Annotated in this window: 18 protein-coding genes; 3 read left to right on the plus strand and 15 right to left on the minus strand. The window is 68.7% G+C overall.

Annotated features, from left to right (window positions below):
- Nucleotides 1-6: 6 nt before the first annotated feature.
- The 7 genes from ACSQ9I_RS29015 to ACSQ9I_RS29045 form a co-directional block, all read right to left on the minus strand.
- Nucleotides 7-321 (minus strand): cytochrome C oxidase subunit IV family protein, encoded by a 315-nt coding sequence (locus tag ACSQ9I_RS29015; protein ID WP_093108644.1) that lies wholly within the window; start codon nucleotides 319-321, stop codon nucleotides 7-9.
- 11 nt (nucleotides 322-332) lie between these two features.
- The gene (locus ACSQ9I_RS29020; protein ID WP_436315850.1) at nucleotides 333-1025 is read right to left on the minus strand and encodes a heme-copper oxidase subunit III family protein; all 693 of its coding nucleotides are present in this window, start codon (nucleotides 1023-1025) and stop codon (nucleotides 333-335) included.
- Nucleotides 1026-1071: 46 nt separating this feature from the next.
- The gene (locus tag ACSQ9I_RS29025; RefSeq protein ID WP_436315446.1) at nucleotides 1072-1686 is read right to left on the minus strand and encodes a cytochrome c oxidase subunit 3; all 615 of its coding nucleotides are present in this window, start codon (nucleotides 1684-1686) and stop codon (nucleotides 1072-1074) included.
- Nucleotides 1683-3479: a cytochrome c oxidase subunit I gene (gene ctaD / locus ACSQ9I_RS29030; RefSeq protein WP_436315447.1), complete on the minus strand. Its 1797-nt coding sequence runs from the start codon at nucleotides 3477-3479 to the stop codon at nucleotides 1683-1685. Before ctaD ends, ACSQ9I_RS29025 begins: the two co-directional genes overlap by 4 nt.
- Entirely contained in the window at nucleotides 3476-4630 is a 1155-nt protein-coding gene (locus tag ACSQ9I_RS29035; RefSeq protein WP_436315448.1) for a cytochrome c oxidase subunit II, read from the minus strand. Before ACSQ9I_RS29035 ends, ctaD begins: the two co-directional genes overlap by 4 nt.
- Before the next feature lie 45 nt (nucleotides 4631-4675).
- A complete protein-coding gene (locus ACSQ9I_RS29040) occupies nucleotides 4676-5191 on the minus strand; it encodes a DUF1269 domain-containing protein (protein WP_436315449.1) in 516 nt (171 codons plus the stop codon).
- Between the two features lie 109 nt (nucleotides 5192-5300).
- Complete coding sequence (locus tag ACSQ9I_RS29045) at nucleotides 5301-6533, minus strand: NAD(P)/FAD-dependent oxidoreductase (RefSeq protein WP_436315450.1); 1233 nt, start codon at nucleotides 6531-6533, stop codon at nucleotides 5301-5303.
- Between the two features lie 19 nt (nucleotides 6534-6552).
- On the opposite strand from ACSQ9I_RS29045, the gene ACSQ9I_RS29050 reads away from it, so the two are divergent.
- Nucleotides 6553-7098, plus strand: a complete 546-nt coding sequence (locus tag ACSQ9I_RS29050; protein ID WP_436292062.1) for an SRPBCC family protein — start codon at nucleotides 6553-6555, stop codon at nucleotides 7096-7098.
- Between the two features lie 6 nt (nucleotides 7099-7104).
- Here the strand turns inward: ACSQ9I_RS29050 and ACSQ9I_RS29055 are convergent, their stop codons facing one another.
- Nucleotides 7105-8094, minus strand: a complete 990-nt coding sequence (locus ACSQ9I_RS29055) for an AraC family transcriptional regulator (protein ID WP_436315451.1) — start codon at nucleotides 8092-8094, stop codon at nucleotides 7105-7107.
- Nucleotides 8094-8627 carry an OsmC family protein gene (locus ACSQ9I_RS29060; RefSeq protein ID WP_436315452.1) on the minus strand — a complete coding sequence of 178 codons (534 nt, stop codon included), beginning with the start codon at nucleotides 8625-8627 and terminating at the stop codon, nucleotides 8094-8096. Before ACSQ9I_RS29060 ends, ACSQ9I_RS29055 begins: the two co-directional genes overlap by 1 nt.
- Before the next feature lie 244 nt (nucleotides 8628-8871).
- On the opposite strand from ACSQ9I_RS29060, the gene ACSQ9I_RS29065 reads away from it, so the two are divergent.
- The gene (locus tag ACSQ9I_RS29065) at nucleotides 8872-9684 is read left to right on the plus strand and encodes a class I SAM-dependent methyltransferase (protein ID WP_436315453.1); all 813 of its coding nucleotides are present in this window, start codon (nucleotides 8872-8874) and stop codon (nucleotides 9682-9684) included.
- A gap of 3 nt (nucleotides 9685-9687) precedes the next feature.
- Complete coding sequence (locus tag ACSQ9I_RS29070; RefSeq protein WP_436315454.1) at nucleotides 9688-10518, plus strand: class I SAM-dependent methyltransferase; 831 nt, start codon at nucleotides 9688-9690, stop codon at nucleotides 10516-10518.
- Nucleotides 10519-10767: 249 nt separating this feature from the next.
- Here ACSQ9I_RS29070 and ACSQ9I_RS29075 read toward each other — a convergent pair whose 3' ends face one another.
- From ACSQ9I_RS29075 to otnI, 6 genes are all read right to left on the minus strand, one after another.
- Nucleotides 10768-11973 (minus strand): glycerophosphodiester phosphodiesterase, encoded by a 1206-nt coding sequence (locus tag ACSQ9I_RS29075; protein ID WP_436315851.1) that lies wholly within the window; start codon nucleotides 11971-11973, stop codon nucleotides 10768-10770.
- A 101-nt stretch (nucleotides 11974-12074) separates the two neighbouring features.
- The gene (locus tag ACSQ9I_RS29080; protein WP_436315455.1) at nucleotides 12075-12686 is read right to left on the minus strand and encodes an HAD family hydrolase; all 612 of its coding nucleotides are present in this window, start codon (nucleotides 12684-12686) and stop codon (nucleotides 12075-12077) included.
- Nucleotides 12687-12730: 44 nt separating this feature from the next.
- On the minus strand, nucleotides 12731-12931 hold the full coding sequence (locus tag ACSQ9I_RS29085; protein ID WP_436315456.1) for a hypothetical protein: 201 nt from the start codon (nucleotides 12929-12931) through the stop codon (nucleotides 12731-12733).
- 224 nt (nucleotides 12932-13155) lie between these two features.
- The gene (locus tag ACSQ9I_RS29090; RefSeq protein WP_093108628.1) at nucleotides 13156-13614 is read right to left on the minus strand and encodes a RidA family protein; all 459 of its coding nucleotides are present in this window, start codon (nucleotides 13612-13614) and stop codon (nucleotides 13156-13158) included.
- Nucleotides 13611-14801, minus strand: coding sequence for an amidohydrolase family protein (locus ACSQ9I_RS29095; RefSeq protein WP_436315457.1), 1191 nt, complete (start codon nucleotides 14799-14801; stop codon nucleotides 13611-13613). The genes ACSQ9I_RS29090 and ACSQ9I_RS29095 overlap by 4 nt, the downstream gene beginning before the upstream one ends.
- Nucleotides 14798-15622, minus strand: a complete 825-nt coding sequence (gene otnI / locus ACSQ9I_RS29100; RefSeq protein WP_436315458.1) for a 2-oxo-tetronate isomerase — start codon at nucleotides 15620-15622, stop codon at nucleotides 14798-14800. Before otnI ends, ACSQ9I_RS29095 begins: the two co-directional genes overlap by 4 nt.
- Nucleotides 15623-15634: the final 12 nt, after the last annotated feature.

The raw sequence follows: 15634 nt of genomic DNA on the forward strand, positions 1-15634 counted from the left end.
AAGCCGTCAATTGAAGAAGAGCAGCCGTGCCAGCAAGGTGTGGCCGGCCTCCGCCGCCATCAGGCCGACCAGCACCAGCAGGGCCAGCGGCGGCAGCAGGATGGCATAGACCAGCGACAGCCGTTCCCAGGCCATGTGCATGAAGACCGCGACGATCAGGCCTGCCTTCAGCAGCATGAAGGTGAGGATCAGGCCCCAGCGCAGATAGCCCTGCACATGGAGGTAGTCCACCAGGTAGGACATCGTGCTGAGCACGAACAGGAGCCCCCAGATCTTGAGGTAGAGGCTGATCGGATGTTGCTGGCCGGTGCCGGGGTTCATGGTCGAAGTCCTCACCAGAGATAGAAGAGCGCAAAAATAAACACCCACACCAGATCCACGAAGTGCCAGTACAGGCCGACGATCTCGACGATCTGGTAGTTGCCGCCGCGGTCGTAATCGCCGCGCAGCAGCTTGAAGGCGATGATGAACAGGAACACCACGCCGCCCGACACGTGCAGTCCGTGGAAGCCGGTGATCATGAAGAAGGCCGAGCCGAACTGCGCCGCCCCCATCGGGTTGCCCCAGGGCCGCACGCCCTCTTCCATGATCAGCTTCGACCATTCGAAGGCCTGCATGCCGACGAAGATCTCGCCGCAGGTGGCGGTCACCAGCATCAGCGTGGCGGCGTTCACCTTGTCGCCGCGGTAGGCGCAATTGACGGCCATCGCCATCGTGCCGCTGCTGCTGATGAGCACGAAGGTCATGATCGCGATCAGGAGCAGCGGGACGTCGGCACCGGCGACGTGCAGCGCGAACACCTCGCTCGGATTGGGCCAGGGCACGACGGTCGAGACGCGCACCGTCATGTAGCCGACGAGGAAGCAGCTGAAGATGAAGGTGTCGCTCAAGAGGAAGATCCACATCATCGCCTTGCCCCACGAGACGTGGAAGGCTTCGCGGTCGGAGGACCAGTCGGCGATCAGCCCGCGCAGGCCTTCGGCTGCGGCGACCGGGGCCACGGGCACAACGGGCACAACGGGCATTTGCGCGATCGATGCGGCAGTGTTCATGGCAAGCTTCCTCTATCGATCAGGCGGTGCCGCAGATGAAGCGCGCCACCTCCGGCGTCAGCCAGCCCAGCATGGCGAACAGCAGCAGCCACACCGCCAGCATGAAGTGCCAGTAGCGCGCGACGAGCCCGATGCGCCATGCGAGATCGGCAAGGCGCGCCGCCGGCCGCCATGCGGCGCGTGCCGTCCACGCCCAGCCGGCGAGGCCGCCCGCCACGTGCAGCCCGTGCATGGCGGTCAGCAGATAGAAGAAGCTGCCGCCCGGATTGCCGGCCGGCATCACCTGCGCGGCGAGCAGCGCCTGCCAGGCCCACAGTTGCACCGCCAGAAAGGCCAGCGCGCAGAGGCCGCCGGCGAGCAGCAGGCGGCGCGTCCGCGCGAGGCCGTGGCCGCCACGCGCCGTCGCGCCGGCCTTCAAAAGCGCCACGCCGCCCGCGAACAGAAGCGCGGTGCTGAGCCACAGCTGCCACGGCAGCGCGAGCGCGACGGCATCGCTGGCGCTCATGCGCATCACATAGGCCGTGGCGAAGAGCGAGAACAGCGCGGTGGCCACGCCCATGAACACCCACAGGCCGATGCTCGCGGCGGCCGCGTGATCACGTTCTGCAAAAGGCAGCGCGGCGATCGCGTTCATGTCGGTGCCCCCCGAACCTCGTCGTCCTTGCCCTTGTGGGCCTCGGGTTCCATGCCGCCCGCCTCGGGCGGCTCGTTCTGCGCGACGTAGTCCTTCGGACCGTCCGGCACGCCGTAGCCGTAAGCCCAGCGGTAGACCACCGGCAGCTCCGGCCCCCAGTTGCCGTGCACCGGCGGCGTCTGCGGCGTCTGCCATTCCAGCGAGGCGGCGCGCCAGGGGTTGGCATCGGCGCGCCGGCCGTAGCGCAGGCTCCAGACGAGGTTGAAGATGAACAGCAGCTGCGCCGCGCCGACGACAAGCGCCACCACGGTGATGAAGGTGTTCAGGCTGTACGCGGACGGCGGGATGAACGCGTAGTTGTCGAAGTTGTAGTAGCGCCGAGGCATGCCCTGCACGCCGAGGTAGTGCATCGGGAAATAGATGAGGTAGGTGCCGATGAAGGTGATCCAGAAATGCAGCTGCCCGAGCCAGTCGTCGAGCATGCGGCCGGTCACCTTGGGATACCAGTGGTAGATGCCGCCGAAGACCACCAAGAGCGGCGCCACGCCCATCACCATGTGGAAGTGCGCCACCACGAAGTAGGTGCCCGAGAGCGGGATGTCGACGCTCACGTTGCCGAGGAAGAGGCCGGTCAGCCCGCCGATGACGAAGGTGCAGATGAAGGCCAGCGAGAACAGCATCGGCACCGACAGGTGTATGTCGCCGCGCCACAGCGTGAGCAGCCAGTTGTAGACCTTGATGGCAGTCGGCACCGCGATGACCAGCGTGGTGGTCGCGAAGAAGAAGGCGAAGTACGGGTTCATGCCGGCGACGAACATGTGGTGCGCCCACACCACGAGGCTCAAGCCCCCGATGGCGACGATGGCCCAGACCATCATGCGGTAGCCGAAGATGCTCTTGCGCGCATGCACGCTGATCAGGTCGGAGACGATGCCGAAGGCCGGCAGCGCCACGATGTAGACCTCGGGATGGCCGAAGAACCAGAACAGGTGCTGGAACAGCAGCGGACTGCCGCCCTTGTACTGGGTCGCCTTCCCCATCGAGAGCAGCGCCGGCATGAAGAAGCTGGTGCCCGCCACGCGGTCGAGCAGCAGCATCACGCCACTGACGAACAGCGCCGGAAAACCGAGCAGCGCGAGGATGGTGGCGACGAAGATGCCCCATACCGTCAGCGGCATGCGCAGCAGCGTCATGCCCTTGCAGCGCGCCTGCAGCACGGTGGTCACGTAGTTGAGGCCGCCCATCGTCGTGGCGACGATGAAGATCACGAGCGAGATCAGCATCAGGATGATGCCGCCGTCGTGCCCCGGCGTGCCGGGCAGGATCGACTGCGGCGGGTACAGCGTCCACCCCGCGCCGGTGGGTCCGCCCGCCACGAAGAAGCTCGCCATCAGCACGATCACCGACAGCAGGTAGACCCAGAAGCTCAGCATGTTGAGATACGGGAACACCATGTCGCGCGCGCCCACCATCAACGGGATCAGGTAGTTGCCGAAGCCGCCGAGGAACAGCGCGGTGAGCAGGTAGATCACCATGATCATCCCGTGCATGGTGACGAACTGGTAGTAGCGCTCGGGCGTGATGAACTCGAACACGCCGGGGAAGCCCAGCTGCAGGCGCATCAGGTTGGACAGCACCACGCCGATCACGCCCACCGTGATGGCCGTGCAGGCGTACTGGATCGCGATCACCTTGTGGTCCTGGCTCCAGACGTAGCGCGTCAGGAAGGTCTGCGGCGCGTGGTGGCCGGCAGTGTCGGCGATATCGCCGGTGGGGGTGGGAATCGCGCTCATCTTTGCGCCTTCTGTTCACCGGCAGCCTGCGCCGGCGGGCCGCCGAGGGTCTGGATGTAGGCCACCAGCGCGGCCAGCTCTTCGTCGCTCAGCTCGATCTTCGGCATGACCGGCGCGAAGCCCTTGACGCCGCGCGCCTGCGGTTCGCGGATGAAGTCGCGCAGGAATTTTTCGTCGACCTTCGCGGTGGAGCCGTCGCGCAGGCTTTCGGTCTTGCCGTACAGGCCTTTCCATGTCGGCCCCACGCGCGGGCTGCCGTCGATCGTGTGGCAGGCCACGCAGCCCTTGGCATCCGCCAGCGCGCGGCCCCGCTCGGCCAGCGAACCGGCGCCGGCCCCCGCTGCGGCAGCGGCGCGCACGTTGGCCTGCATCGCGGCGAAGGTCGGCAGCGCGTTGTGCCAGGCCTGGAAGCTCGCCGCGTCCTCCACCACCACGTGGGCGCGCATGTTGGGATGGCCGACGCCGCACAGCTGCGAGCACAGCGCCTCGTAGCGGCCGGTCACGGTCGGCGTGAACCAGAAGGTGCTGACCTGCCCCGGCACCATGTTCATGCGGGCACGGAAGGGCGGCACGTAGAAGTCGTGCAGCACGTCGTGCGAACGCAGCAGCACGTTCACCGGCTTGCCCAGCGGCAGGTGCACCTCGTCCGCCGCGATCAGGATGTCGTCCTGCCCGGCCGCGTCGGCGGGGTCGAGGCCGAAGGGATTGGTCGCGCTGACGAAGCGCGTCTCGGTCAGCCCCAGCTTGCCGTCCGCGCCGGCGAAGCGGAAGCGCCACTGCCACTGCTGGCCCAGCACTTCCAGCGTGAGGGCGTCATGCGGCGTCTTGACGTAGTTCGCGTACACCACCAGGCCGGGCGCCAGGAGCGCGATGATGCCCACGGTGGTGACGCCGATCAGCCAGCGCTCCAGCGACTTGCTTTCGGGCTGCCGGACCGCACGCACGCCCTCGCGGTGGCGAAAGCGCACCAGCGTGTAGACGACGAAGAGGTTGATGACGACGAAGAACAGGCCCGTGATCACCAGCGTGATGGTCAGGGTGTCGTCCATCGACTTCCAGTTGGATGCCAGAGGAGTGATCCACCACGGATTGACAATGTGAAAAAGCACCGATGCGGCGACGATGATTGCGAGCGCGATGGCCATGATCATGTGTGGCACCTCGACTCGTCATCGGCGATTCGCAGTCCACGCGCTTCAGGGCAGCGCGGGGACCAGCCGCTCCTCGCCCTCGAAGCGGGCCTCCGGATGGGCGGTTCGCAACAGCGCATCGATGGCCTGCACGCGCGACGGCGACAGGTCCACCATCAGAAGAATCTGCCCGCGCCCGATCGCGCCTTCGAAGCGCGCAAGCCGCGGACTGGGAATGGAGATGCCGATCATGCTGGCCGACCAGGCACCGATCAGGCCTCCGAGCACGGCCAGCAGCGCAGCCGTTTCCCATTCGGGTGCCTCCCCGACGACGGGGAACAGCAGCGCGGCCACGAGCCCGACCGCGGTACCGACGGCGCCGCCGATCACCAGACCGCTTTCTGCGGCATGAACGACGTCCGAGGTTTGCAGCGCGTTGGCCGCATGGAGCCCGGTCATGTCCATGCCTTCGGCAGCGGCGAAATGAATGTGCGCAGCGTCGACGCGCGCCTGCACAAGATCGTGCATCGCCCGCCTGGCACTCGCCGGATCCGGCATCAGCCAGTAAATGCGTCTCTTCATGGCGCTCTCCTTCCTCGTCGTGCGACGAGACAAAGAAACCATAGATGACTTATAGGCCAGGGGGAGGCCGTTAGCAACCCCACGCCGCCTCTAAAGGCGACGCCTGCAATCAGCCGAGCGGAAGGAACAGCCGCGCCAGTCCCTTGGCGCTCACGAGCTTGCCGGGATTGTGGGTCTCCTCGAGCACGCCGGCGAGGCGCCCGACGATGCGCGCGCTGCGGCGCGCACGCCAGATCACGAGATCGGCCAGCCACGGGTGTTCGTTGACGCGATTGGCCTGCGCGTAGGCGGCGAAGCGCGGCTTCAGCGCGGCGAGCGCGGCTTCGTAATGCGAGCGCACCGCCGCATCCTCGCCCGGCCCTGGTTCGCGGCCTTCGACCAGCGTTGCTGCAGCGAGCATGCCGGTCTCCAGCGCCTTGCCGATGCCCTCGCCGGTGAACAGATAGGTGCTACCCGCCGCCTCGCCCGCCACCAGCAGCCCGGGCCGCGACCAGCGCGCGCCTTCGAGCGAACAGCGCAGCGGCGCGCCCTTCAGCGCGCCGACCTGCGTGCCGCCCTGCAGCAGCTCGTGGGCCGGCGCATGCAGGTGCGTGAAGGCGGCGAAGAGCTCGCGCAGGTTGAGCTCCGGCATCGCTGCCTGACCCTGGCCGTGGGTGATGCGCCCGACACCGACATTGAACATGCCAGCGCCGCAAGGAAAGATCCAGCCGTAGCCGCGGCGCAGCGCGCGGTGCCACACGACTTCGAGCCCGGTGATGCGCGCGGCCATCGCCTCGTTCTTCACGTAGCCGCGCAGCGCGAAGCCGCTCGGCGCGCGCCGCACGCAGACGCCTGCCGCAATCAAAGGAACCGTCGCCGCGCCGGTGGCGAGCACGGTCCAGTGCGCGCGCAGCTCGTGCATGCTGCTGCCGGCCAGCCTGAGCCGTGCTCCGACCACGCGCTGGCCGGCATCGAAGAGCGGTGCATCAAAGCGCGCCGGCGCGAGCCACCGCGCGCCAGCCGCCAGCGCGGCCCGGCGCACGATGTCGTCGAGTTCGCGGCGCGGCAGCACAGCCAGCTGGGCCGGCACCTCGACCCGTCCGCCGTGCGGCGCGATGCAGCCGACATGCCTTGCGCTGCGTGCGCGCGCCAGCACTTCGTCGAGCACGCCGAGCCGCGCGAGCGCGCGGTGCGCATCGGGAATCAGGCCGTCGCCGCAGACCTTGTCGCGCGGGAAGTCGTGCCGGTCGCAGAGCACGACATCGAACCCGGCGCGCGCGAGCATCTGCGCGCAGGCGCTGCCGGCCGGCCCGGCGCCGACCACGAGCACCTCGCACGAAGCAGGGACAGAATGCATTGTCATGGCGACATGGAGGTCAACGATGAAACGCTCGACGCATCGTACGTGGAAGCGATGGGCCTTCGCCCTTCTCGCGCTCGCGGTGCTGGTCGCCGCCTTGTTCGTGCCGATGAATGCGGGGCGCACCCGCATCGTCACCGAGGCCGACATCGCGCGGCCGCCGGCGGAAGTTTTCGCCTACGTCACGACGCCGGCCAACTGGCCGCGCTGGCACCCGTCCTCGCTCGCCGTCAGCGGCGATGCCGATCATCCGCTCACGGTCGGCGAGTCGGTCGTCGAGGACTTCCAGGTCGCCGGGCGCCGCGGGCGCGTGACCTGGCGCGTCACGGCGCGCGAGCCCGAACGGCTCTGGCGCATCGCCGGCGAGATCGACGGCCGCGCGGCCGGCGTCGTCAGCTACTCGCTCGCACCCGCGGCGGGCGGCACACACTTCGTGCGCGAGTTCGAATACCGCGCACCCAATCTGCTGTTCGCGCTGCTGAACCGCTTCAGCCTGCGCGCGCGCATCGATGCCGAGTCGGCGCAGGCCGTGCGGCAACTGAAGGCGACGCTCGAGGGCAAGCATTGAGCATGGTCAAGCTGCGTCTCGGACTTGCGCGACCTGGTCGCGCATCGACCGGCTGCGGCGCCAGGCCGCCGGCGGCGCGCCGTACTCGCGCCGGAAGGCGCGGCTGAAGGCCGTGTCGGTCTGGTAGCCCACGTCCTCCGCGATGCTGGCCAGCGGGGCATTGCTGCGGCACAGCAGATTGGCGGCCAAGAGCATGCGCCACTGCGTCAGGTACTGCATCGGCGAGCTTCCCACCAGCTGCTGGAAGCGCTCGGCCAGCACCGACCTCGAACTGCCGGCCGTGCGAGCGAGCTCGTCCAGCGTCCAGGCATGGGCCGGGCTCTTGTGCAGCGCGTTCAGGGCGGCGCCGACGACCCGGTCGCCCACGCCCGCCAGCCAGCCGGTGCGTCCCTCGCCCTGCTCGTTCATGTACAGGCGCAGGACTTCGATGAACAGCACCTCGGACAGCTTGGCCAGCACGCCGGCGCCGCCCGGCCGCGGCGACCTCGCCTCGGCCAGCGCGTAGCGAACGGAGGCCTCCAGCCAGGTGCCGGCATTCGATCCGCGCACATTGACCCGGACCAGCGCAGGCAGCCCCGCCAGCAGCATCCCCGCGAGGCGGGCATCGCAGGCGAGATAGCCGCACACCAGGCGCGTGGTCGCACCGCCGCCGCCGTAGGCCAGCTGGCGCGGCCGGCGCGTCAGCACCTCGGCGAGCCGCCCGCCGGTTGCCGGCGGCAGCCCCGGCTGCGAAGTCATGCGATGCGCATCGCCCTGCGGAAAGATGATGGCGTCGCCCGCCATCAGGTGCACCGGCGGCTCTCCGGCGAGCTCGACATAGCACTCGCCCTCGGTGATCAGGTGGAAGATCACCACGCGCTCGGCGCCGGGCTCCAGGATCGGCGCCACCGTATCGGCGCGCGGCGACTGGTAGCACCAGGGCGCGGTGAACCGGGCGTTGATGAAGATGGCGCCGACCAGCCGCACGACGCGAAGGGTCTCGGACAGGGCGTCCATCAGCTGTCACCCACCTCGATGCGCAGGGTCACCGGCACCGCGAGCTGGATCGCCGAAGACATCGGCGAACAGCGATGACTCTCTTCGACCAGCGTTCGCAAGCGCTGCGGCGCCACGCCGGGTGCGGAGATCCGCACGAACAGTTGCATGTCCAGCGGCCCGGCGATCACCGACGTGCCGTCGGCCTCCGCCACGTCCAGCATGCCGCGCGCATCCGAATGGCTGTCGACCCGCACCTCGAGTTGCTCCAGTTCGATTCGCTCGATGGCAGCGCCCATCGCGATGCGGGTGGCGACGCAGGATGCGAATCCGGCGCGCAGCAGCCAGCCCGGCGTGACCCGATCGCCGCCACCGCCGAATTCGCCCGGCATGTCGGTCGCCACCTCGGTCCCGTTCGCATGGCTGGCGATCACCCCCAAAGCGCCTGTCCAACGCGCCACGGCCTGCGAGTCTTCGTGAAGGCCGGCCTCGGGGCGCCGCCGCAGCACCGCCTCCACCCGCTGCAATGCCGCCGCGATGTCTTCTGCTGCCATGGGTTGCTCTCCGCATCGAACTGGATACAGCCATTCTGGGCGCGTCGGCGCGCGGCGCCTAGAGGAGATATGGACTATGCCGCTCGGACGGATGAATGGGCAACCGGCCCGGACGCTCGGCATGCCGACGGCCGCATTGCGGACGATGGGGCAGGCCAGGCCGACGCGCAGGCAGGACGCCGCCGCGGCGGCGCGCGACAGTTCAGGCCTTCCCCCACTTCGACACCCCAAGGAGACCAGCGCCATGAATGCACCCGTCGATTTCAACGCCATCAAGAGCCGCCAGATGACCGCCTGGGCCAGCGGCGATTACGCCGTGATCGGCACCACGCTGCAGCTGGTGGGCGAGCAGCTGGCCGAAGCCTGCGACCTGCGCTGCGACGAGCGTGTGCTCGACGTCGCGGCCGGCAACGGCAATGCCACGCTGGCCGCAGCGCGGCGCGGCTGCCAGGTGACTTCGACCGACTACGTGGCCGCGCTGCTCGACCGCGGCGCCGAGCGCGCGCGCGCAGAACGCCTGAACGTGGAGTTCCAGACCGCGGACGCCGAGGCGCTGCCCTTCAAGGACGCCAGCTTCGACGCCGTGCTGTCGACCTTCGGCGTCATGTTCACGCCCAACCACGCGAAGGCGGCCTCCGAACTGGCGCGCGTGTGCCGCCCCGGCGGCCGCATCGGCCTCGCCAACTGGACGCCCGAGGGCTTCATCGGCCAGTTGTTCAAGGTGCTGGGACGCCATCTGCCGCCGCCGGCGGGCGTGCAGCCGCCTTCGCTGTGGGGCACCGAGGCGCACCTGAAAGAACTCTTCGGCGAACGCGCGGCGTCGATCGCGATCACGCAGCGGCAGTTCAACTTCCGCTACCGTTCGGCCGCGCATTTCATCGAGGTGTTCCGTACCTGGTACGGGCCGGTGCACAAGGCCTTCGCGGCCCTGCCCGCCGACGGCGCCGCCGCGCTGGAACGCGATCTGACGGAGCTGCTGGACCGCAGCAACCGGGCCGGCGCCGCATCGCTGGTGGTGCCCAGCGACTACCTCGAAATCGTGGTCACGCGGCGCTGAGCCATGGATGCCAGGCTGCAGCGGCGCGTCCAGCGTTACGGCTGGGACCTGGCGGCCGGCGACTACGAAGCGCTGTGGCAGGCGCAGCTCGCCGACGCCCGCGCCGGGCTGTTGGCCATGGCGGCGCCGGCAGCGGGCGAGCGCGTGCTCGATGTGGCCTGCGGCACCGGGCTGGTCGCCTTCGAGGCGGCGCGTGCGGTCGGTCCGGATGGCCGGGTGTTCGGCATCGACCTGTCCGGGCAGATGGTCGACGCCGCCCGGCTTCAGTCCTCGAAGAAGGCGCTGTCGAACGTGGGCTTTGCGCGCATGGATGCCGAAAGCCTGGCGCTGCCGGACGCGAGCTTCGACCTCGCGCTGTGCGCACTCGGCCTGATGTACCTGCCCGATCCCGAACGCGCCTTGCGGGAAATGCGGCGGGTCCTGCGGCCGGGCGGCCGCATGGCGCTTGCCGTGTGGGGAGAACGATCGCGCTGCGGCTGGTCGGCCGTGTTCCCGATCGTCGACGCCGAGGTCGCCAGCGAGGTCTGCCCGCTGTTCTTCCGGCTCGGGCAGCAGGACACGCTGGCACGCCTGTGCGCCGAGGCCGGCTTCGAGGCCGTCGAACAGCGCCGCATCGCGACGACGCTGTGCTATGCCGACGGCGACGAGGCCTGCAACGCGGCCTTTGCCGGCGGACCCGTGGCGCTGGCCTGGTCGCGCTTCGGCGAAGAGGTTCGCACGCGGGTCCGCGCGCGCTACCTCGAAGCGATCGATGCGTGGCGGCAGGGTGCGGGCTACCGGGTGCCGGGAGAGTTCGTGGTGGTCGGCGCTGCCGCGCCGGAGCGAAGGACGTAGTCGGGCCTGCGAGACCCGGAGTCGCGTTCGACCGCGACCGGGCGCCGCGCAGACGCCCATGCCGGCGCAGCAAACGGGTTGAAGATCGCGCCGCCCAGACTCTCCGGCTGGGCGGGCGCCGCGGTCGTCGCGGCGCCCGGGCCTTGCCCGACCGCAGCCGGCGAGCCGGGCAACCCGCCCTCGGCATGGGCCGGCTGCGCGAGCGCCACGGCAGCCAGGACCGCGCCCAGGATCCGCGCGAGCACCCGCTCAGTCATTGTTTCTCTCGCACCGGCGTGCATTGACCAGACAGCCGGCGTAGTCGGGATCGTGCTTGAGCAGGAACATCGCGCGCGCAGCGACCGCGGTGTCGGCGAAGTCGCTGAACAAGCCGTCGACGCCGGCCTCGTAGAACGCGAGGTATTCATTGACCGGGTTGCCGCCGAAGCTGCCGGTCAGCCGCTTCTGTTCGCTGCGGAAGGTGTACGGATGGACCAGCAGGCCCAGCCGATGCGCATTGGCGATCACGTCTGTGGGCGGCAGCAGCACGCGGTCGCGCTCGTCGACCACGCCGTCGCCCGTCACATCGGCGCAGGCGCCGTTCTGCACCGTCTTGCAGGCGCTCGATATCAGATAAGGCTTCCACGGGCCGATGCCGTCGGCGTAGCCCTTCACCTCCTGCAGGCCACGCGGCGTCACCAGATCACTGAACAGGCCAGCGCGGTTCGAGACCACCCAGTCGTAGGGCTTGTCGTAGGGCTTGCTCAGGTCGAGCGAGCCGTCGGGCTTGACGTCGTTGGCATCGACCAGCTGGATCAGCCGCACGCTGGTCTTGCTGCGCAGGTAGCGCAGGTTGGCGGTCTCGAAGGACTGGATGAAGACCGGGGCGTTGCGGTGGTTCCAGCCGGCAGCGCTCAGCACGCCCAGCAACCGGTCTTCCAGCGGCAGGCCGATGCCCTGGTGGTAGGTCGGGTGCTTGGTTTCCGGATAGATCCCGATGCGGCGCCCCTCCTCGCGCGACTTGCGCTTGGCCAGTTCGATCACCTCGGCCAGCGTCGGAATCTGGAACTTGCCGTTGAAGCCCTGGTCGCGCTCGGGAAAGGACTGGACGGCGCGCAGCTGCTTGATCTCGGCCAGGGTGAAGTCGCTGGCGAAAAAGCCGTCGGTGGCGATGCCGTCGACCATCACGGTCTTGCGGCGGCTGGCGAACTGCGGCAGGTCCTTGACGTTGGTGGTGTCGATCAGATTGGGCTCGTGGCGCGCGATCAGCTGGCCATCCTTGGTGGCGACCAGATCGGGCTCGATGTAGTCGGCGCCCAAAGCGATGCCGAGGGCATAGGCTTCCAGCGTGTGCTCGGGCAGATAGCCGTTGGCGCCGCCCCGGTGTCCGATCACCAGCGGCGCGTTGTCGGCGCGCCGGCGTGCTTTTTCTTCGTGCGCGGCGGCAGGCGCGGCGGCTGCGAGCAGCATGCCCATGCCCAGCAGCGCAGCCCAGAATTTCTTCGAATGGTTCACGAAAGTTCTCCTCGTTGATGTGGCGAACGGACGGTATGCGCCCTTCGTGACAACCGAGTGAACTAGATCAACCCGCGCGATGCCAGCTCCTGTGCCATGGCCTCGGCGCCGATGAACATGTAGGCATGGAGGCCGGCCTGGATCGCACCAGCGACATTCGAATCGACGTCGTCGATGAAGAGCGTTCCGGCAGGCATTGCATCCAATTCCTCCAGGCAGCGCAAGTAGGCTTGGGGGGCAGGCTTGGTGGCGCCGTACGACGCCGTGGAAAGGATCGTTCCCTCATCGAACAGTTCGCCGACCTCGGGACACACGCGATCCATGTGCTCGGTGAGCAGGCGGCTGTTGTTGGTGAGGACCGCGACGCGCCGGCTCGAGGCCACGGCCTTCGCGAGCCGGAGCACTTCGGCCTTCGGCGTCGTCGCGGCACGCCGCGCGGCCAGCCAATCGTCGAGCGTGATGCGATGGCCCAGCAGCAGGCCCAGTTCGCTGAGATAGTCCTTGCCGCTCATGAGGCCCGCATCGGCCCGCGCTTCCAGCCCGGAATCCCAGATCGCACGCCGCACGGCGTCGACGCCCTGCCCGGTCAGCGCGGCCAGGTGGGCGACCCGCGCCGAACGGTCGTAGTCGCAAAGCACGCCGTCGAGGTCGAACAGGACAAGAGAAATGGACATCGCGATGCGCAGCCAATGATCGGCAACACGATGTCAACGCCGGATCAATGACGTTCGCGGGCCTGGACGAAGGGCATCGCGTACTCGCGGCCGATCATGCCTCGAGCGAACAAGTAGTTGTTTCTGGCAGTTTCACTCATGGCGTCGAGGTCGACCAGGCCCGTGCGGTCGCAGGGGAAGGCCAGCGCGCGGCCTTGTTGAAACAGGGACTGGAACCGGATCTCGAACGCGGCTGCAGTCTGCATCGAAGAACTTTGCAACATGATCGTCTCCTGCAATCGGCAAGAAATGTCAAAAAAATGGCGTGAAGCCCGCTCGCCGATGGCCTTGCATCCACCGTGCCAGGCTCTCTACGTAACGACCGACGCCGCTTCTGTTGCAGGAGATACGCAGGGAAATCCGTTCCGGTTGTGCGGAAGATCACAAAAAATCTTCGAGGACCGGCGCTGCGCCGGTCAGAGGCGCGCCCTCAGTGCTGCGGCAAATACATCGTCGCTTCCACCTCGACCAGCACCTCGTCCCCCGGCAGGAAGCGCGACACCTCCACCACCGTGCTGACCGGCGGCTCGCCGGGATAGAACAGGCCGCGCACGCGGTTGTAGAAGGCGTAGTGCGGCAGCTGGCGGAAGTACTGCACCAGCTTGACCACGTCGTCCATCGTGCCGCCGTGCTCGGCCGCGATCTGGCGGATGCGCTCCAGCACGAACCAGCTCTGCGCCACGATGGCCGCCTCGAACACGTCGACCGACATCTGGCCGGTGGCGTAGCCGAGCGTGCGCAAGCCCTGGCGCGCTTCTTCGGGGATGTCGTCGTAGCCGGCCACCGCGCGGCGCGTCGACGGATCGACCGCGACCACGCCGCTCATGAAGACGAAATCACCCACGCGCTTGGCGGCCGCGTAGTTGGCCATCGGTTTGCCCATGCTCATTCGCCGTTCTCCAGGGTCCGGCCCGCGCGGATGACGGTGCGCCGCCGTCCGCGCGGGTCCAGAAGTTCGTATTCGTCGGCCGCGGCCAGCAGCACCAGGTCCGCGGGGCAGCCGGACGCGATGCGGCCGTCCCAGCCCAGGCCCAGCGCCGTCGCCGGGCTGACGGTGATCGCGTCGAGCCAGTCGGATGCCGGTGCCAGATGCGCCATCTGCACGCCGAGGCCGAAGGTTTCCAGCAGGTCGTAGCCGCCGTAGGGATAGAAGGCATCCTGCACGTTGTCGGTGGCCAGGCTCGCGCGCAGGCCCAGCGCGGCGGCTTCGCGGATGCGCGTGATGCCGCGCGGCACCGGCGTGCGGTCCCAGGCGCCCTGCAGGTAGAGGTTGGTGGTGGGCAGCGCCACGAGGTGCAGGCCGGCCTTCGCGCACAGGCCGAGCGTGTCCCTGGCGGCCGCGTCTTCCTGTACCGACAGCGAGCACGCATGGCCGCAGAGCACGCGGCCATGCAGCCCGCGCGCGATCACGAGCTGGGCGATGGTGCGCAGGCCGGTCGCCTCCGCGTCCAGCCCTTCGTCGACATGGAAATCGAGCGCGAGCTGATGGTCCTGCGCGAGGTCGAGCACGCGCCCCAGCTTGGACACGATGCCCTCGTTGCGATAGACGAAAGCGCCGAGCGTGCCGCCCGCGCGCTGCACGGCGCGGGCGATGCGCTCGCCGGCTTCGCGATCGGCGAACAGATCGAGCGGCACCAGCGCGACGAACTGCAGCTCGATGCGGCCGTGCCACTGCGAACGCAGTTCCTCGAAGACCGCGAGCGAGGCCGGCGCCTCGGCGCTGTTCCAGTCCAGGTGCGTGCGCAGGGCGCGCGTGCCGGCACGCCAGGCTTCCTGCAGCGCGCGCTCCATGCGCGCACGCAGCGCGTCAGCGGTCCAGTGCGCGCGGTGCGCGGCCATGCGCCCGATGGCCGCGAACAGGTTGCCCTCGGCCGCGCCCACCTCGCGCACGGTGTAGTTCTTGTCGATGTGCGCATGCGCATCGACCATGGCGCTGAGCAGGGTGCCGCGCGCCGGCAGTTCGCTCGCTTCGATGGTCGCAACCTGCGCGCCGGCCAGCGTGACGTCGAAGACCTCCGCATCGCGCGCCGCAAAGCCCCGCAGGCGCGGCGGGATGCGCACGGCTTCGAGCCTCATGCGGCCTGTGTGCGCGGCAGCGCCCGCAGCCAGCCGAGGCCGCCCGATGTGCCGCTCGCCACGGCGCCGCGGCGCGGCCGGTATTCGCAGCCGACCCAGCCTTGCCAGCCGCACTGGGCCGACACCTCGTCGATCACGTCGAACAGGTAGGGATGGTTCAGTTCGCCGATGTCGGGCTCGTGCCGCTCGGGCACGCCCGCAATCTGGAAATGGCCGACGCGGCCGGTCGGCAGGTACTTGCGGATCTTCATCGCCACGTCGCCCTCGACGATCTGGCAGTGGTAGAGGTCCATCTGCACCTGGAGATTGGGCGCGGCGACCATCTCGACGATCTCGTGCGCATGGTCCTGCCGGTTCAGGAAGAAGCGCGGAATGTCGCGCGTGTTGATCGGCTCGATCAAGAGATTGCGCCCGGCCTTGGCCGCCTCGGCGGCGGCCCAGCGCAGGTTCTCGATGTAGACCGGCTGCACGGCCTCGCGCTCCACGCCCTCGGGCACCAGGCCGGCCATCACGTGCACGCGCGGGCAATCGAGCGCCTCGGCATAGTCCAGTGCCTTCAGGAGGCCTTCGCGAAATTCGGCTTCGCGGCCCGGCAGGCAGGCCAGCCCGCGCTCGCCGCGGTCCCAGTCGCCGGGCGGGCCGTTGAACAGCACCTGCTGCAGGCCGTTGGCGGCGAGGCGGGCCGCGAGTTCGCGGCGCTCGTAGGGATAGGGAAAGAGGTATTCGACGGCTTCAAAGCCATCCTTGGCGGCGGCCTCGAAGCGGTCGAGGAAATCGAGCTCCGGATAGAGCATCGAGAGGTTGGCGGCGAATCGGGGCATGACAAGAAACCT

Source organism: Variovorax sp. LjRoot84, from assembly GCF_964254305.1.
Classification (GTDB): domain Bacteria; phylum Pseudomonadota; class Gammaproteobacteria; order Burkholderiales; family Burkholderiaceae_C; genus Variovorax.

What these genes read in the sequence shown, in the direction of transcription:
- ACSQ9I_RS29015 (WP_093108644.1), bottom strand. Translation starts at nt 321, where the DNA reads ATGAACCCCGGCACCGGCCAGCAACATCCGATCAGCCTCTACCTCAAG.
- ACSQ9I_RS29020 (WP_436315850.1), bottom strand. Translation starts at nt 1,025, where the DNA reads ATGCCCGTTGTGCCCGTTGTGCCCGTGGCCCCGGTCGCCGCAGCCGAA.
- ACSQ9I_RS29025 (WP_436315446.1), bottom strand. Translation starts at nt 1,686, where the DNA reads ATGAACGCGATCGCCGCGCTGCCTTTTGCAGAACGTGATCACGCGGCC.
- ctaD (WP_436315447.1), bottom strand. Translation starts at nt 3,479, where the DNA reads ATGAGCGCGATTCCCACCCCCACCGGCGATATCGCCGACACTGCCGGC.
- ACSQ9I_RS29035 (WP_436315448.1), bottom strand. Translation starts at nt 4,630, where the DNA reads ATGATCATGGCCATCGCGCTCGCAATCATCGTCGCCGCATCGGTGCTT.
- ACSQ9I_RS29040 (WP_436315449.1), bottom strand. Translation starts at nt 5,191, where the DNA reads ATGAAGAGACGCATTTACTGGCTGATGCCGGATCCGGCGAGTGCCAGG.
- ACSQ9I_RS29045 (WP_436315450.1), bottom strand. Translation starts at nt 6,533, where the DNA reads ATGACAATGCATTCTGTCCCTGCTTCGTGCGAGGTGCTCGTGGTCGGC.
- ACSQ9I_RS29050 (WP_436292062.1), top strand. Translation starts at nt 6,553, where the DNA reads ATGAAACGCTCGACGCATCGTACGTGGAAGCGATGGGCCTTCGCCCTT.
- ACSQ9I_RS29055 (WP_436315451.1), bottom strand. Translation starts at nt 8,094, where the DNA reads ATGGACGCCCTGTCCGAGACCCTTCGCGTCGTGCGGCTGGTCGGCGCC.
- ACSQ9I_RS29060 (WP_436315452.1), bottom strand. Translation starts at nt 8,627, where the DNA reads ATGGCAGCAGAAGACATCGCGGCGGCATTGCAGCGGGTGGAGGCGGTG.
- ACSQ9I_RS29065 (WP_436315453.1), top strand. Translation starts at nt 8,872, where the DNA reads ATGAATGCACCCGTCGATTTCAACGCCATCAAGAGCCGCCAGATGACC.
- ACSQ9I_RS29070 (WP_436315454.1), top strand. Translation starts at nt 9,688, where the DNA reads ATGGATGCCAGGCTGCAGCGGCGCGTCCAGCGTTACGGCTGGGACCTG.
- ACSQ9I_RS29075 (WP_436315851.1), bottom strand. Translation starts at nt 11,973, where the DNA reads ATGGGCATGCTGCTCGCAGCCGCCGCGCCTGCCGCCGCGCACGAAGAA.
- ACSQ9I_RS29080 (WP_436315455.1), bottom strand. Translation starts at nt 12,686, where the DNA reads ATGTCCATTTCTCTTGTCCTGTTCGACCTCGACGGCGTGCTTTGCGAC.
- ACSQ9I_RS29085 (WP_436315456.1), bottom strand. Translation starts at nt 12,931, where the DNA reads ATGCAGACTGCAGCCGCGTTCGAGATCCGGTTCCAGTCCCTGTTTCAA.
- ACSQ9I_RS29090 (WP_093108628.1), bottom strand. Translation starts at nt 13,614, where the DNA reads ATGAGCATGGGCAAACCGATGGCCAACTACGCGGCCGCCAAGCGCGTG.
- ACSQ9I_RS29095 (WP_436315457.1), bottom strand. Translation starts at nt 14,801, where the DNA reads ATGAGGCTCGAAGCCGTGCGCATCCCGCCGCGCCTGCGGGGCTTTGCG.
- otnI (WP_436315458.1), bottom strand. Translation starts at nt 15,622, where the DNA reads ATGCCCCGATTCGCCGCCAACCTCTCGATGCTCTATCCGGAGCTCGAT.